Origin of the sequence: Bacillus sp. FSL R5-0523 (assembly GCF_037975295.1) — a bacterium.
In the GTDB taxonomy this organism is placed as follows: domain Bacteria; phylum Bacillota; class Bacilli; order Bacillales; family Bacillaceae; genus Bacillus; species Bacillus subtilis.
In genome coordinates, this window is the sequence record NZ_CP150251.1 from 1307293 (window position 1) to 1322492 (window position 15200).

20 protein-coding genes and 1 pseudogene are annotated in these 15200 nt (G+C 44.3%); 15 read left to right on the plus strand and 6 right to left on the minus strand.

Annotated elements, in window-relative coordinates:
- Positions 1–17: 17 nt before the first annotated feature.
- Positions 18–1460 (plus strand): tagaturonate reductase, encoded by a 1443-nt coding sequence (locus NYE53_RS06755; protein ID WP_339247882.1) that lies wholly within the window; start codon positions 18–20, stop codon positions 1458–1460.
- Positions 1457–2950 carry an altronate dehydratase family protein gene (locus tag NYE53_RS06760; protein WP_339247884.1) on the plus strand — a complete coding sequence of 498 codons (1494 nt, stop codon included), beginning with the start codon at positions 1457–1459 and terminating at the stop codon, positions 2948–2950. Before NYE53_RS06755 ends, NYE53_RS06760 begins: the two co-directional genes overlap by 4 nt.
- A gap of 38 nt (positions 2951–2988) precedes the next feature.
- On the opposite strand, the gene NYE53_RS06765 is transcribed toward NYE53_RS06760, so the two are convergent.
- Positions 2989–3753, minus strand: coding sequence for a sulfite exporter TauE/SafE family protein (locus tag NYE53_RS06765; RefSeq protein ID WP_003245643.1), 765 nt, complete (start codon positions 3751–3753; stop codon positions 2989–2991).
- A 224-nt stretch (positions 3754–3977) separates the two neighbouring features.
- Complete coding sequence (locus tag NYE53_RS06770; RefSeq protein WP_339247887.1) at positions 3978–4442, minus strand: DinB family protein; 465 nt, start codon at positions 4440–4442, stop codon at positions 3978–3980.
- A 148-nt stretch (positions 4443–4590) separates the two neighbouring features.
- Here NYE53_RS06770 and yjoB point away from each other — a divergent pair, with 148 nt between their 5' ends.
- The 3 genes from yjoB (at position 4591) to phrA (ending at position 7267) form a co-directional block, all read left to right on the plus strand.
- A complete protein-coding gene (yjoB, locus tag NYE53_RS06775) occupies positions 4591–5862 on the plus strand; it encodes an ATPase YjoB (RefSeq protein ID WP_003245490.1) in 1272 nt (423 codons plus the stop codon).
- A gap of 144 nt (positions 5863–6006) precedes the next feature.
- The gene (gene rapA / locus NYE53_RS06780) at positions 6007–7143 is read left to right on the plus strand and encodes a response regulator aspartate phosphatase RapA (protein ID WP_015252291.1); all 1137 of its coding nucleotides are present in this window, start codon (positions 6007–6009) and stop codon (positions 7141–7143) included.
- Positions 7133–7267, plus strand: coding sequence for a phosphatase RapA inhibitor PhrA (gene phrA / locus NYE53_RS06785; RefSeq protein WP_003245487.1), 135 nt, complete (start codon positions 7133–7135; stop codon positions 7265–7267). The genes rapA and phrA overlap by 11 nt, the downstream gene beginning before the upstream one ends.
- 30 nt (positions 7268–7297) lie before the next feature.
- Here the strand turns inward: phrA and NYE53_RS06790 are convergent.
- Positions 7298–7553: pseudogene (locus tag NYE53_RS06790) on the minus strand (YciI family protein).
- A 120-nt stretch (positions 7554–7673) separates the two neighbouring features.
- On the opposite strand from NYE53_RS06790, the gene NYE53_RS06795 reads away from it, so the two are divergent.
- Positions 7674–8627, plus strand: coding sequence for an N-acetylmuramoyl-L-alanine amidase (locus NYE53_RS06795; RefSeq protein ID WP_339247889.1), 954 nt, complete (start codon positions 7674–7676; stop codon positions 8625–8627).
- Positions 8628–8666: 39 nt separating this feature from the next.
- Here NYE53_RS06795 and NYE53_RS06800 read toward each other — a convergent pair whose 3' ends face one another.
- A complete protein-coding gene (locus tag NYE53_RS06800) occupies positions 8667–9044 on the minus strand; it encodes a PH domain-containing protein (protein ID WP_339247892.1) in 378 nt (125 codons plus the stop codon).
- A gap of 104 nt (positions 9045–9148) precedes the next feature.
- Here NYE53_RS06800 and NYE53_RS06805 point away from each other — a divergent pair, with 104 nt between their 5' ends.
- Both NYE53_RS06805 and NYE53_RS06810 read left to right on the plus strand, forming a co-directional pair.
- Positions 9149–9751 carry a poly-gamma-glutamate hydrolase family protein gene (locus NYE53_RS06805; RefSeq protein WP_339247895.1) on the plus strand — a complete coding sequence of 201 codons (603 nt, stop codon included), beginning with the start codon at positions 9149–9151 and terminating at the stop codon, positions 9749–9751.
- 76 nt (positions 9752–9827) lie between these two features.
- Positions 9828–10664, plus strand: coding sequence for a manganese catalase family protein (locus tag NYE53_RS06810; protein WP_187954321.1), 837 nt, complete (start codon positions 9828–9830; stop codon positions 10662–10664).
- Between the two features lie 43 nt (positions 10665–10707).
- Here NYE53_RS06810 and NYE53_RS06815 read toward each other — a convergent pair whose 3' ends face one another.
- On the minus strand, positions 10708–11304 hold the full coding sequence (locus NYE53_RS06815) for an ImmA/IrrE family metallo-endopeptidase (RefSeq protein ID WP_003232721.1): 597 nt from the start codon (positions 11302–11304) through the stop codon (positions 10708–10710).
- A gap of 162 nt (positions 11305–11466) precedes the next feature.
- On the minus strand, positions 11467–11808 hold the full coding sequence (gene xre, locus NYE53_RS06820; protein ID WP_003232719.1) for an HTH-type transcriptional regulator Xre: 342 nt from the start codon (positions 11806–11808) through the stop codon (positions 11467–11469).
- Positions 11809–11986: 178 nt separating this feature from the next.
- On the opposite strand from xre, the gene NYE53_RS06825 reads away from it, so the two are divergent.
- From NYE53_RS06825 to NYE53_RS06855, 7 genes are all read left to right on the plus strand, one after another.
- The gene (locus NYE53_RS06825) at positions 11987–12166 is read left to right on the plus strand and encodes a hypothetical protein (protein WP_003232712.1); all 180 of its coding nucleotides are present in this window, start codon (positions 11987–11989) and stop codon (positions 12164–12166) included.
- Positions 12153–12989 (plus strand): phage portal protein, encoded by an 837-nt coding sequence (locus NYE53_RS06830; protein ID WP_339247898.1) that lies wholly within the window; start codon positions 12153–12155, stop codon positions 12987–12989. The genes NYE53_RS06825 and NYE53_RS06830 overlap by 14 nt, the downstream gene beginning before the upstream one ends.
- Positions 12889–13689, plus strand: coding sequence for an ATP-binding protein (locus NYE53_RS06835; protein ID WP_015252287.1), 801 nt, complete (start codon positions 12889–12891; stop codon positions 13687–13689). Before NYE53_RS06830 ends, NYE53_RS06835 begins: the two co-directional genes overlap by 101 nt.
- A complete protein-coding gene (locus NYE53_RS06840; protein ID WP_003245588.1) occupies positions 13689–13856 on the plus strand; it encodes a hypothetical protein in 168 nt (55 codons plus the stop codon). The genes NYE53_RS06835 and NYE53_RS06840 overlap by 1 nt, the downstream gene beginning before the upstream one ends.
- An 84-nt stretch (positions 13857–13940) precedes the next feature.
- Positions 13941–14291, plus strand: a complete 351-nt coding sequence (xkdD, locus tag NYE53_RS06845) for a phage-like element PBSX protein XkdD (protein ID WP_251186991.1) — start codon at positions 13941–13943, stop codon at positions 14289–14291.
- Positions 14288–14494, plus strand: coding sequence for a phage-like element PBSX protein XtrA (xtrA, locus tag NYE53_RS06850; protein ID WP_003244900.1), 207 nt, complete (start codon positions 14288–14290; stop codon positions 14492–14494). The genes xkdD and xtrA overlap by 4 nt, the downstream gene beginning before the upstream one ends.
- Before the next feature lie 115 nt (positions 14495–14609).
- The gene (locus NYE53_RS06855; protein WP_120028003.1) at positions 14610–15119 is read left to right on the plus strand and encodes a sigma-70 family RNA polymerase sigma factor; all 510 of its coding nucleotides are present in this window, start codon (positions 14610–14612) and stop codon (positions 15117–15119) included.
- The last annotated feature ends 81 nt before the right edge of the window (positions 15120–15200 follow it).

Consider the following 15200-nt stretch of genomic DNA (forward strand, 5'->3'; position numbering starts at 1 on the left):
AGAGGGAGGCAATAAGGATGCAGAAACTGAATAAAAATGTGTACGATCACTATACTCGGTATCCAGAAAAAATTCTCCAATTCGGAGAAGGAAACTTTCTTCGGGGATTTGTTGATTGGCAGATTGATCAATTGAATCAACACACTGATTTTAATGGGAGCGTGGCAGTTGTCCAGCCAAGAGGCTCAGAAAAAATCAAACGATTAAATCAGCAAGATGGATTATATACGCTTTTTTTACAAGGAATGAAAGACGGAGAAGCGGTAAACGAGCATATGATTATCAACTCAATCAGCCGGGGGATTGACCTGTTTTCTGATTATGAAGCATACAAAGAATTGGCATCAAGCGAAGGGCTTCGGTTTATCATCTCCAACACCACTGAGGCTGGGATTGTATGTGATGAAAAAGATCGTTTAGAGGATAGGCCGCAAAAAACATTCCCTGGGAAATTAACAGCATTTCTCTACTTCCGCTATCAGGCTTTTAAAGGAGATCAGACAAAAGGGTGTGTCCTAATCCCATGTGAACTGATTGAGAACAACGGCGAAAAGCTGAAGGAAACGGTTCTTCATTATGCACATCTGTGGAAGCTGGAGGAAGGATTTACACAGTGGATTCATGAGGCCAATACATTTTGTAATAGTTTAGTCGACCGGATTGTCCCGGGTTTTCCCGTCGACAGCATTGATGAGATCACGGCAGAGCTTGGCTATCAGGATGATTTGATAGTTGTGGGAGAGCAATATTATTTATGGGTTATCGAGGGGCCTGATTGGATTGGAAAAGAACTTCCCTTTGCGGCTGCAGGGCTCCAGACAAAGATCGTCAGCGACCTCACCCCATACCGGACTAAAAAAGTAAGAATTTTAAATGGCGCTCATACAGCAATGACGCCAGTGGCTTTATTATACGGCTTAAAAACTGTTAGGGATGCTGTCGAGCATCCGGAAGTGGGGCAATTTATAAGAGAGCTGATTGACGACGAAATTCTTCCTGTTTTAAAAATGGAAGGTCTTTCTCAGTATGCTGACGATGTGCTGAACCGTTTTAAAAACCCGTATATTAAGCATTACCTGGAAAGCATTGCATTGAACTCCGTTTCCAAATTCAAAACGAGAAACCTGCCGACTCTTAAGGAATATGCTGAACAAAAGGGACAGCTTCCTGAACGCTTGGTGTTTTCTTTCAGCGCTCTTCTGTATTTTTATCATGATAACGAGACATTGCAGGATGATCCGGCAGTGCTTCAATTTTTCAAAGAGGTTTGGTGTCAGGAGGATGGCGACATGCTTCGGATTGCATCAAGAGTGTTAGGCGAACAGCAGCTATGGGGGGCAGATCTCAATGAGATACCGAGGCTGACTGATAGAGTCGCTGTTTACTTGAATCATATTCATGAGCTGGGCATGCAGCGGGCTCTTGAGCAATACTGCATACAAGGGGGAGAGGTACGTTGAAGTCGTTTATAAAGATTCATAAGCAAGATAATGTCCTTCTTGCTCTGCGGGATATCCAAAAGGGAGAGAGGCTGCATGCGGACGGCGTGTCGCTTGAAGTAAAGGATGATATAAAAAGAGGTCACAAGATTGCATTGCAGCCTATTAAAGAAAATGACAGCATCATCAAGTACGGGTTTCCAATCGGTCATGCATCACAAGATATCTCGATCGGAGAGCATATTCATGTCCATAATACGAAAACAAACCTGTCTGATATCCAATCATACAGCTATACACCAAGATTTGATGAAAATCCGTATTCTAATGAGAACCGGACGTTTAAAGGTTTTAGAAGAGAAAACGGAGATGCGGGTGTACGGAATGAATTGTGGATTGTCCCAACTGTCGGCTGTGTCAATGGGATAGCAGAAAAAATGCTGCAGCGTTTTGTCAGAGAAACAGGGGATATCGCTCCATTTGATAACGTACTGGTGTTAAAGCATCAATACGGATGCTCGCAGCTTGGCGACGATCATGAAAATACGAAGCAAATCCTGCTGAATGCCATTCGCCATCCAAATGCCGGCGGCGTCTTGGTGCTAGGGCTTGGCTGTGAAAACAATGAGCTGGCCGGAATGAAGGAAGCACTGCAGGATGTGAATCTGAAGCGGGTAAAGTTTCTGGAATCCCAGTCGGTGACCGACGAAATGGAGGCAGGTGTTGCTTTGCTGAAGGAAATTCATGAAGCGGCCAAAGGAGATAAGAGAGAAGACATTCCGCTGTCTGAACTGAAGATCGGGCTGAAATGCGGAGGTTCGGACGGTTTTTCCGGCATAACCGCAAACCCGCTGCTAGGCCGTTTTTCAGATTATCTCATTGCACAGGGAGGAAGTACTGTGCTGACGGAAGTACCGGAAATGTTCGGCGCAGAAACCATCCTGATGCAGCGGGCTGCCAATGAAGAAGTGTTTCATAAGATAGTCCAATTAATCAATGATTTTAAACAATATTTTATCAAACATGATCAGCCGGTGTACGAAAATCCCTCACCGGGCAACAAAGCGGGCGGCATTTCTACACTTGAGGATAAATCGCTAGGCTGTACGCAAAAAGCGGGGATTTCTCCTGTCACGGATGTCTTGAAATACGGTGAAGTGCTCAAGACAAAAGGGCTGACGCTTTTGAGCGCACCGGGCAATGATTTGATCGCCTCCTCCGCATTGGCGGCGGCCGGCTGCCAAATTGTCCTCTTTACAACGGGGAGAGGCACGCCGTTTGGCACCTTTGTCCCGACGGTGAAAGTAGCGACAAACACCGAGCTGTATGAAGCGAAGCCGCATTGGATTGATTTTAACGCAGGCCTTTTAGCAGAGGATGATGTTCATGAGGAATATGTGCTGCGTGAGTTTATCCACTATATGGTTGAGGTGGCAAGCGGCCAGCTTGTGAACCATGAAAAAAATGATTTCAGAGAACTCGCCATTTTTAAATCGGGTGTGACGCTATAATAAGAAAAGGCTATCCTTCAAGCGGATAGCCTTCTTCATTAAATCAATTTTAAACCGCTGACTAAAATAATGGACGCCATAATAAATTGCAGCGGACGCGGGGAGAATCGAGGCGAAAGATGGCTCCCGATCAGCACGCCGGGAATTGAACCGAGGAGCAGATTAGCTGCCAGCATGTAATCCACGCTTCCGAAGCTTGCGTTCAAAATGCCTGCTGCCGTAACAAGAAGAAATGCATGCGCGATATCGGTTCCGACAATCTGTGACGCTTTCATGTTAAATAAGTAAATCATGGCAATTGCAAATAATGAGCCGGAACCGATTGATGTTAATCCGACGATAAACCCAAACACAACACCAATAAGAATTGTCAGAGCCCTCTTATTTTCAAGCGGCATCAGCTGCCAGCGGTTGGGACGAAGTTTTCTATCCAAAAACAAACGAACGATGATTGAAATGGCAACCAGCGTTAACACATATCCTAGAGCGTGTTTAATAATTTCTTCCTGATGCTGGTGAAAGGCGGGGAACAAATGCAATATGCCAATGGCTAGCGAAGCACTCGGAATACTGCCGATGGCTAAGTATTTTACCAATTTAAAGTTAATCGTTTTCTGCCGCCAATGGGAGGCAACGCCAAACAGCTTTGTGATCGAGTTATATACAAGATCTGTACCGACCGCGATGGAAGGATTAATTCCAAGCACAATTAAAAGCGGAGTTAATAAGGCCGCTCCACCCACTCCCGTCAATCCGACTAAGGCTCCGACAAACAAACCCATCAATATGATGCTTACACTCATGATAAAGGCCTCCTGAAAACCCGACTATTTTTATCAGATTATATATGATTAGGACGCGTTAATCAATTAAATTTTTTGAATTTTTGCACGTTAGCTGCTTGAAATTTTGGTATGCTCAATATCTCTATTCATTTGCCCTATAATGAGTGTCTGGACGAAATCGAGAAGTACTAAAGGCGCAAAAAAAAGATACCTCTTAACAGGTATCTTTTTTCTTGTTTACGCTACATGCGCTGCTGATAGAAAGGAAGCTCAGTGTGGCCCATTTCCCGCACATACACGAACAGGTTGCCTTTATGGTGAATTTCATGCTCCATTGCAAGCTGAAGCAGCGCGCGGCCTGTGACTTTTCTGCCGAAAGCGGATGTCAGATCAATTTCTCTGTCCAGCTGCTCTTCAGTCAGCTGTTCAAGGATAGCGACCGTTTTTTCTGTATATGTTTTTGCCAGAACATTGAGATCTGTTTCTGTTTCTTCCTGCTTGTTTTGAAATGGTGAGGCATTGCCTTCCTGAATGACATTTGCGAACAAGTGGAAAGACGTAAGAATGTGTTTGACCAGCTCTTCTGCTGACATTGATGTTTCTGCCGGTTTGTAGCTGTAATGGTCTTTGCTGATTTTTTCGGCAAGCTCATTGGTCACGTTTCGATGGGATAAAAAATGGCTGACAATTTGATTGGATTGGCTCATTATGATCTCCTCCATATGTAAAAATAAATGGTGCAATGAAATCCTATATCAACGGTTATGAATTCACAAGTAATATGCTGTGGGATGAAACAAAATGCTATGTCAATCGTATATATAACGTTCACAAAACATGAAATGGAGTATAAACATGACTAACATACCTTTCATTTATCAGTACGAAGAAAAAGAGAATGAAAGAGCTGCGGCGGGCTACGGCACTTTCGGTTACCTTATCACACGGATTGAAGAAACGCTTTATGATCAATACGGTGTATTCTATGAGCTCTATGCCAGTGATGATCCAAATACGGAATACTGGGAGCTTCTTGTAGAAGATGTCCGCAGCGGTTCATTGGAGCCTGAGCATGTGGCATATATATTTGAAAAGCTTGAAAAGAAAACCTTTGCTTACGATGAAGATGAGAAAGAACCGGATTATACCGTCCATAAGTCTATAAGAAACAGTGTATACGCGTATCCTGAAAAGGGAGTTGCTTTTGCCAGAATTCCATATTTTCAAGATGGGAGCATTATGAGTTTTGATTGTCTGTTTGCGGTTAACGATGAAAAGATGCGTGCATTTCTGGAGGGAGTCAGACCGCGTCTTTGGGAAAAAAGCAAGCGGAAAGTGACCGTGTTTACGGATGGAGATGGAGGGACTTCAAGAGAGCAGGAAGCCATTGTCAGAGAGGTTCAGCGGAGTCAAGTCATCATGAATCCGCTATTGAAAAAAGAGATATACAGATCAATTGATCAGTTTTTTCATAGTGATAAATCGTTTTATCAAACATATGACATCCCTTACAAGCGCGGCATTCTGTTATATGGACCTCCTGGAAACGGAAAGACGACGTTAGTGAAGTCGATCGCAGGCAGTATCGATGCACCTGTTGCTTATTGGCAAATTACTGAATTTACGTCGAGCGAGACAATAGAAGAAGTCTTTCAGGCAGCGAGACGCCTCGCTCCTGCAGTTCTGGTCATCGAGGATATAGATTCGATGCCGGAAGATGTGCGGTCCTTTTTTCTCAATACGCTGGACGGCGCGACATCAAAAGAGGGGCTATTTCTCATCGGTACGACAAACTATCCCGAAGAGATCGATCCAGGTTTGATGAATCGTGCAGGGCGATTTGACCGTGCCTATGAAATCGGGCTTCCGGATGAAGAGCTGCGGCTGGAATATATGAAAATGAGAGGCTTTGGCATCTTTTTGAGTGAAGGAGAAATAAAAAACGCCGCAAAACTTACAGAAGGCTTTTCCTTTGCACAGCTGGGAGAATTATATGTATCTTCAGCCCTTCAATGGCACCAAGAAGGGAATCACCATATTGAAACCATGGTGAAAGACATGACAGGAGAGCAAAGAAAAAGCCAGCGGGGAAGCTGGATGGAAAGAAACAAAGTCGGTTTTCACTAAAAGAAAGCACGGGTGTTTGAAAAACCCGTGCTTTTTTGTTGCGGTTAGCCGAAATTCGACAATTGCGGTTATTTTGCGTTCTTCTTTTTCTTGTAAATATGATAAAATATGACATATCTCGGGTAATTCAAAAGGGGGGATTAATTGAGGATGAAGCAGACGATTCCGTCCTCTTATGTCGGGCTTAAAATTAATGAATGGTATACTCATATCCGGCAGTTCCACGTCGCTGAAGCCGAACGGGTCAAGCTCGAAGTAGAAAGAGAAATTGAGGATATGGAAGAAGACCAAGATTTGCTGCTGTATTATTCTTTAATGGAGTTCAGGCATCGTGTCATGCTGGATTACATTAAGCCTTTTGGAGAGGACACGTCGCAGCTGGAGTTTTCAGAATTATTAGAAGACATCGAAGGGAATCAGTACAAGCTGACAGGGCTTCTCGAATATTACTTTAATTTTTTTCGAGGAATGTATGAATTTAAGCAGAAGATGTTTGTCAGTGCCATGATGTACTATAAACGGGCAGAAAAGAATCTTGCCCTCGTCTCGGATGATATTGAGAAAGCCGAGTTTGCTTTTAAAATGGCTGAGATTTTTTACAATTTAAAACAAACCTATGTTTCGATGAGCTACGCCGTTCAGGCATTAGAAACATACCAAATGTATGAAACGTACACCGTCCGCAGAATCCAATGTGAATTCGTTATTGCAGGTAATTATGATGATATGCAGTATCCAGAAAGAGCATTGCCCCACTTAGAACTGGCTTTAGATCTTGCAAAGAAAGAAGGCAATCCCCGCCTGATCAGTTCCGCCCTATATAATCTCGGAAACTGCTATGAGAAAATGGGTGAACTGCAAAAGGCAGCCGAATACTTTGAGAAATCTGTTTCTATTTGCAAGTCGGAAAAGTTCGATAATCTTCCGCATTCTATCTACTCTTTAACACAAGTTCTGTATAAACAAAAAAATGACGCCGAAGCGCAAAAAAAGTATCGTGAAGGATTGGAAATCGCCCGTCAATACAGTGATGAATTATTCGTGGAGCTTTTTCAATTTTTACATGCGTTATACGGAAAAAACATAGACACAGAATCAGTCTCACACACCTTTCAATTTCTTGAAGAACATATGCTGTATCCTTATATTGAAGAGCTGGCGCATGATGCTGCCCAATTCTATATAGAAAACGGACAGCCCGAAAAAGCACTTTCATTTTATGAGAAAATGGTGCACGCACAAAAACAAATCCAGAGAGGAGATTGTTTATATGAAATCTAAATGGATGTCAGGTTTGTTGCTCGTTGCGGTCGGGTTCAGCTTTACTCAGGTGATGGTTCATGCAGGTGAAACAGCAAACACAGAAGGGAAAACATTTCATATTGCGGCACGCAATCAAACATGATGCATAAAAAAAGACCCTTAGGGGTCTTTTTTATTTCAGCTTCCATTCTTTTATCGTCAGCTCAGAAGATCCGCTTGCCACCAGCGGATCCGCATGCCCGATTTCCGCTGCCTCTTCCAGCGAATCTGCTTCGATGACATACGCTCCGCCTGTGGCGTCGCTGAATGGCCCAAACATTTTTAAAACGTTTTTCTGCCTGTAAACGATCCAGAAATTCATAGTGCCCAGCCACATGCTCCTGATTAAATTTCTCCGTTCTCATTGTCAGCATTAAATATGTATACATTTTCAGACCCTCCGTGAACTTCAGTTTAACACATTTATCCATATTACGGTGATAGATGATATGAGCTTTTCGTCCTACGAATGCCACCTATTTATGAAAAAAGAAAAGGAGAGATGATAGGTGAGCATTCCAGTAAAGAAAAATTTGGTTTCTGAGGCGAAATATGCGTTGAAGTGTCCTAATGCAATGTCCGCTGAATACATTACCATTCACAACACGGCAAACGATGCGTCAGCGGCCAATGAAATCAGCTATATGATCGGGAACACAAGCTCGACAAGCTTTCATTTTGCGGTCGATGATAAAGAGGTAATTCAAGGTCTGCCGCTTAACCGAAACGCCTGGCACACAGGTGACGGCACAAACGGTCCGGGAAACCGCAAATCAATCGGCGTTGAGATTTGCTACAGCAAATCGGGAGGCCCGAAGTATGAGGCAGCTGAAGCCTTGGCGATTTCATTTGTTGCACAGCTGTTGAAGGAGCGCGGCTGGGGCATCGATCGGGTGAGAAAGCACCAGGACTGGAACGGAAAGTATTGCCCGCACCGCATTTTATCAGAGGGGCGCTGGGATCAAGTGAAGGCGGCAATTGAAAAGGAATTAAACGGGGGCTTATCAGCTAAAAAAGCTGCAGTCTCTTCTTCAGCGTCTGTATATCATGTGAAAAAAGGCGACACATTGTCAGGGATTGCCGCATCACACGGAGTCAGTGTGAAAACGCTGCAAAGCATCAATCATATTACTGACCCGAATTACATTAAAGTCGGACAAGTGATCAAACTGCCTCAGACGGCATCTGCTTCTAAAAGCCATGCCGCATCCTCATATCCGCTCCCATCCGGCGTGATCAAAGTGACAAGCCCGCTGACGAAAGGGACAAAAGTAAAGCAGGTGCAGACCGCTTTAGCCGCTCTTTATTTTTATCCTGATAAAGGAGCGAAAAATCACGGCGTTGACGGCGTTTATGGACCGAAAACAGCAAATGCAGTGAAACGTTTTCAGTCTGTCAGCGGTTTAACGGCTGATGGGATTTACGGTCCGAAAACGAAAGCGAAGCTGGAGGAAAAGCTGTAAATGAAAAGCCGGAAGCTGTGAAGCTTCCGGCTTTTTATCTTACATACAAACTGCGGCAAGCACCTTTTGAATATCATAAATGCTCTCATCTTTTTTAAACTGCTTTGAGACGGCTGGAAGTTCCGCGCCAGAGATCCAAATTTTCAGCTCTGAATCAAGGTCAAAGCGGCCGGCGGTTTCCACGCTGAATCTGGAAATGCTTTTGTACGGAATCGATTGAAATTCCGTTTTCTTGCCTGTGATTCCCTGTTTATCTACAAGGATAAGCCGCTTTTCAGTAAAGACAATCAAATCGCGAACCAGCTTAAACCCGGCTTCAACATTCTCACCCTCCAGCAAAATATGGGCAAGCTCTTCTTTCACAGCTGCCGTTGACAGTGTTGACGCATTGCCGAGTAATCCATCAATAAACCCCATCATATACCTCCTCTGCGTATTCTATCAAATCATACTATAAAAAAGGTTTTCATTCATAGATGAGTAGAGTAAACTGGTGCTGACTGGTAAAGGGGGCGTTCAAAATGGAAGATATGTATGACAACTTTGCGGCCCTTTCTGCTTCTGAGTCGGAGTACCGGATTATTTATGAGGAGAAAAACGGAAGTGAGCTTATCGTCCTCGGTCCTCACGGCGGCAGAATTGAGCCTGGCGTCAGTGAACTGGTGCGGGCATTTTCTGATCGATGTTCCATCTATTTATTTGAGGGTCTAAAGCAGCGAAACAACCGTTCCTTGCATCTCACTAGCATTCGTTTTGATGAGCCGCTGGCTTTAGAAAAAGTGAATGACCACCATTACGCATTAGCGTTTCACGGGTATTATGATCCGAAAATCCCGCATACATTGGTCGGCGGGGCGGATCGTAAAAAAGCCAAGCTCATTTGTGAGCGTCTGAATGAAGCGGGTTTTAGCGCCGAGCTCACTAATGAGAAAGACCGCCTGGCAGGTGTACACCCAAACAATATTGTCAATCGGACGAAAAGAGAAATGGGATTGCAATTGGAGGTGAGCACGGCGCAGCGAAACGCGCTATTCCGCAATTTTGGGTGCCGTGATAAAAGCTACATACAAAACGATTTGTTTGATCGATATGTGGAAGCCGTCAAGCTTGGCTTTTATACATAAAACGAAACGGGACCTGCACTGTCAGCCTATTCCTTCATACGCTGGGGTTGTGCGAAAGTGTGGGGAGGAATGATTCATGTTTTATCATATAAAAGAGCTTCAATATCAAGCAAAGCCAGCTCATCCCGATCCGGTTTATGCGAAAAAACTTCAAGAGGTGCTCGGCGGCCAATTCGGTGAAATTAGCGTCATGATGCAGTATTTGTTTCAAGGGTTTAACTGCAGGGCGGATGCTAAGTATAAAGATTTGTTATATGATGTGGGGACCGAAGAGATCGGGCACGTAGAAATGCTGGCAACGATGATTTCCAGGCTTCTGGACAATGCACCCGCGGATGTACAGGAGGATGCTTATAAAAGCAATCCTGCTATCGCAGCAGTCATGTCAGGGATGAATCCTCAGCACGCGATTGTGTCCGGATTGGGGGCGATGGCATCAGATAGTGAGGGCTATCCGTGGAATGCAAAATACATTATCTCAAGCGGAAACCTGCTGGCCGATTTTCGCGCTAACTTAAATGCGGAGGCCCAAGGACGCCTTCAGGTGACACGGCTTTATGCCATGACCGATGATCCAGGGGTAAGAGATATGCTGTCATTTTTGATTGCAAGGGATACCTATCATCAAAATATGTGGTACGCGGCCATTAAAGAGCTGGAGGAAAGAGAACGGGATATTGTCGTCCCGACGACGTTTCCGCGTGAGCTCGAAAAGCAGGAAGTCTCCTATGACCTGTTTAACTTTTCCAGGGGGGATGAAAGCTCACAAGGAAGATGGGCACATGGGGAAGCCTTTGACGGCCGGGGTGAATTCAGGTATATCCCGGCTCCGATTGCGTTCGCATCTGCGCCTCATCTTAAACCGGCGCCCATGTGGCTGCATAATACAGTTCCCCCAATGTTGAAATGTTAGGTTCTCTTCTGGGCTGAGGAATATATCCTTAGCCCGTATTTGATCAGATGTTTTTGCCAATATGATATAACGCTTTTTCCTCAGCGACCTGCAAGTGCTGCTGATCGCCTTCCTCGTACGCATTTGGCCGCTTGTGAGATAATAAATAAGCGAGCCGCTTCTGAAATTGAATACCTGCTTTACGCCGTTCAAACATGTCAAGCCTTTTATCAGCAAATTCCTTTGTTACCCGGAATACCGCCGCAATTGTGGCGAGTGCCTGGCTTCTCCATTGCGGCAGTTCCATCTGCAACAGCATAAAGGTTGGCACACAGAAGTGGTACATAAATTGATTTGCCTGGAATTCTTGAAGCTCTCTGAAGAGCTTGTTCATCTGAAAATGATTGCCTGCATGCTTTAACACGTGGCACAGTTCATGGCCAAAATCCTCCCATTGCTCTTCCCGTGACTTTTTTTGGTTCAATACGATACTGTACATGCCGTCGTATTTCACCATCATGCTCCCCATATCCTCAAAATGCACCCAAATATCCAGATCCTTTGCGATTTTCAGCATGTCAATGTGATGAGGGGATGTGATGCCCAGCCGGCCGTATAAATTTTTAACGTATTCTTCCAGATGTGATAAGTAATCGCCCAATTGAATACTCCCTTTCGAACATTTGTTCTGTTTTTAGCGAGAAAGAAAAGCCCGTATAGGACTGGAAAGTAGTGTAGAAATCTTTCCCTTTTCTTTAAAAAATAAACACTTTTTTCTTTATATCGGTCTACTTTTTATATGTTTTAGAGAACAGAGAACGATTTATTTATTTTTCGGTTTGCGGTTTTTCTCTTTTTCTTTTAAATAGTTGATAAATTCGATGGCCTGCTGTTTGCTTTCTGGGGAAAAATCCTGCATATCGCGGTATGCAAGCTGCAGGTCCGGATCTGAGAACATATCGTCATCGGATTTTTTGTCTTTTCCCGTTAATAAGTAATCAGTCGTTACTTGAAAGTAATCAGCCAGCTTTTGGAGTGTGTCGTAATCAGGTTCGCTTCGCCCGTTTTCATAGTGGGAATATCGTGCCCGTGACACACCGATGTGTGATGCGATTTCTTCCTGTGTCCTTTTCCCTCTGAGACTCTTCAATCTGCCGCCTATCATACTATGACCTCTCTTTTTTAAACTCCCTAAGTTACTTATGATTATAGATACAATATGTATCAAAATAAAGTTATGATAAAAAAAGTATCAAAAATAACTTGATGATACAGTTCGTATCGTTTATACTTGGTAACAGCCGATACAAAATGTATCAAAAAAAGATCAGGAGAGTGATCACATGTATCCGATCCAAATCGTTTTTAGTGAAAATCCCATAGATCAGCGCCACCTTGGACAATCCGGCGGCACCATTTCGTTTACCGCTTGCGGACTTCCGGTGTTTCACTTTGAAACGCAGGAACAGTTTCAAGCATACATGATGTTAAAAGGAGAAGCGGCGTACAATGAAAAACGATAAAAGCTATCCTTTTCCGACGTATTCAGGGTTATTGAATTCAGAACATTATGACAAAATCGGCCCGGCGCTATGGCTGTTTCTCTGGTTTATCAGCTCAACAACAAAAGAAATCGAAAAAGACGGCGTAAGCTGGGGCATCGTACTCGGCCATAAGCCTTTAAAAGCGAGAGAAATGGCGGTAGTCTTCGGCGTAAGTGAAAAAACCGTCAGAAGATGGCTGGAGCTTCTCGAAAACCATGATTACATAAAGGCCGTCCGTGCGCCATACGGACTGATGATTTCGGTCAAGCATTCCAAAAAATTCAGCTTCAGATCGGACAATACTGTACACGGGAGTCTAAAAGAACGGCCATTTTCGCCGCAGACACCGGACACAAACGACCGTACAGATATAGATAAAACAAACAAATATACTGCTGCTGATGATGCAGTGGATCACATTGCGAAGCGGTTTACACAATTACGGTCGGCTCAAGAAGGACGCACCGTGTATCCTTCCTCAAGAGATTATCAAGCCATCGCCCGCATTGTTGCCATCGGCGTTCCTGTCACGCAAACAATCAAATGGCTTGAAGAATGCTTTCAGGCTTTTGAAAACCGGCGGACCGCCGCTTCTGAAACAATCAAGGCTTTTCGCTACTGCTCGAAATTCATTGAAGATCGATTTTTCGCGCAGCAAGCCAAAAAGAATGCCGCAATTCAGAATGAGAGGATGAAAAAACATGACAAAACGAACAATCGAACAGATTTTGGACGAGCTGAGAAGAGGGAGACGTCCATTACTGGCGGACAAACCGGCCGAATCAGACGCAAGCAGGTATGATTGCCTGCGCTGCAAGGATCAGGGAGGCTATCTCGTCAGGCAGAATGGCCTGGAAGTCTGGACGATGTGCAGCTGCATGGCAGAACGAAAAGTGAAGCGACTGCTGGGTGCAAGTGAGATTACCCACGCTTTCCGACAGCTCGGCTTCAAGGAATTCCGCACGGAGGGGAAGCCGCAGGCCATAAAAGACGCATTTGAATGTACAAAAGAGTATGTTGCCGATTATGAACAAATCAAGGATTGCCGAAAAAACAGCATTGCCCTTTTAGGACAGCCCGGATCAGGGAAAACACACCTTTTGACCGCCGCTGCCAACGAATTAATGAGAACATGCTATGTGCCTGTCATTTATTTTCCGTTCGTGGAAGGCTTTACTGATCTGAAAAATGATTTTGCCCTATTAGAAGCGAAGCTGAACCGGATGAAGCAGGCGGATGTGCTGTTCATAGATGATCTGTTTAAACCGGTTAACGGCAAACCCCGCGCTACAGATTGGCAATTAGAGCAAATGTATTCGGTACTCAACTATCGCTACTTAAATCATAAACCAATTTTGCTTTCGAGCGAGCTGACAATTGAAGCACTTGTACGGGTCGATGAAGCGCTCGGCACGAGAATCTATGAGATGTGCAGTGACTATTTAGTGATTATCAAAGGAGCAGCCTACGAGCTTAACCATAGATTGGAGGGCGTCAGATAATGTGTAAGCTTTGTCAAACAAAGAAAGTCATTGTGGAACATACCGGTATTGGAGTCGTTTTTCATCCATGTCCGAACTGCCGGTCCGGCACTGACTTAACGCCTGTCATTCAAAAGCTGGAGCAAATGCTGACAGCGGGAAAAGCGAGGCTGAATATCTATGATTAAACAGCTGACTGCTCTAATCGCTTTGCTGTTTCGGGCAAAGCGAACAGAAAAAAACATTGAACAATGGTATAAGGACGACGGGAAGTGAAAGTGTTGGCAAAGACAAAACAGGCAGAGAAAAGCCCTGCGCCGTGGCGTGCTGTCCCGTGCGGGGATACGAAACCGATCTATATTTATTCAGCTTATAGTGAAGAAGAAAAAGAAAGATTCCCATATTCAAACGGACGGCTGATTGCCGCTGTATTTGACCTCAGCTCTTATTCGCAAAAAAGCAATGCCGCTTTGATGGCCGCTGCGCCTGAATTGCTGGAAGCGTCTAAAGCTGCACTTGATTTTCTGAAAGGGAATTCTGTTCATTCAAAGGAGCGCATCATTCAGCTATTAGAAAAAGCCGAAGCAAGCGCTGCACCGAAAAAGGGAGGAAATAAAACATGATTCATCCTAAAAAACTGCTGCATATTGATTCCGTCACGCTTAAGAGCCAGCTGGAGGACGGAAAAATCCGTGTCATTATTGTGGACGGGATCAAGCAAGAAGCATGGATCACAGAAGCGCCGGAGCATGGAAAAACGCTCGTCGAAACAAGAAAGGGCGATCTTGCCCGTGTGGAATTTGAAATCGGCTACAAATTAAATTAAAGCGAAAACAGAATACGTCCAAGACGGAAAGCCTGCGGACACTGATCAACTGCACAGCATTTGTGCGTTGATTGGTGTCCGTTTTTTATTTGCCAAAAATAAGGAGGATCATAGAATGCAAGACTTACTATTTGAATATAAACGCACGCTCAAACAAACAAGAATACAATATAAACCGCTCGCTGAGGCAGATGAATCTGTGCTCTCAGCTGAAGAGCTGAAGGATAAAAAAATCATCAGAAATATGATTACTGATCTTGAATATGTAACAGAATGGCTTGAAAAAGGAAGGCAGCCCGGCATCAGACGGGCGATTGACCGGCGTGATGCCTACCAGCGGCTGATGATCAAAGACCCGAGAATCATCGAATCATTTTCCAGCGCTATGATGTTTGAGCCGGACGGACAGGTATCAGAAGAAGACAGAGAGAAAATTCGAGAAGCATTAGCCCTGTTAACGGACAGAGAAAAGGAAATGTTTTTGCTGCATAAGGTAGAATGTTTTTCTTATGAACGGATCGCCGATCTTCTCGGCGTGAAAAAATCGACAGTGCAAACGACGATTAAACGGGCGAGTTTAAAGATGCAAAGACAGCAGGAAGACATGAATCGATCACTTGCCTGAAAGCTTGTCATACGTTTGCCACCTATAAGTGAATAGAGCATGACACATAAGCGGCTGGCATGATCAGCCGCTTTTATGAAT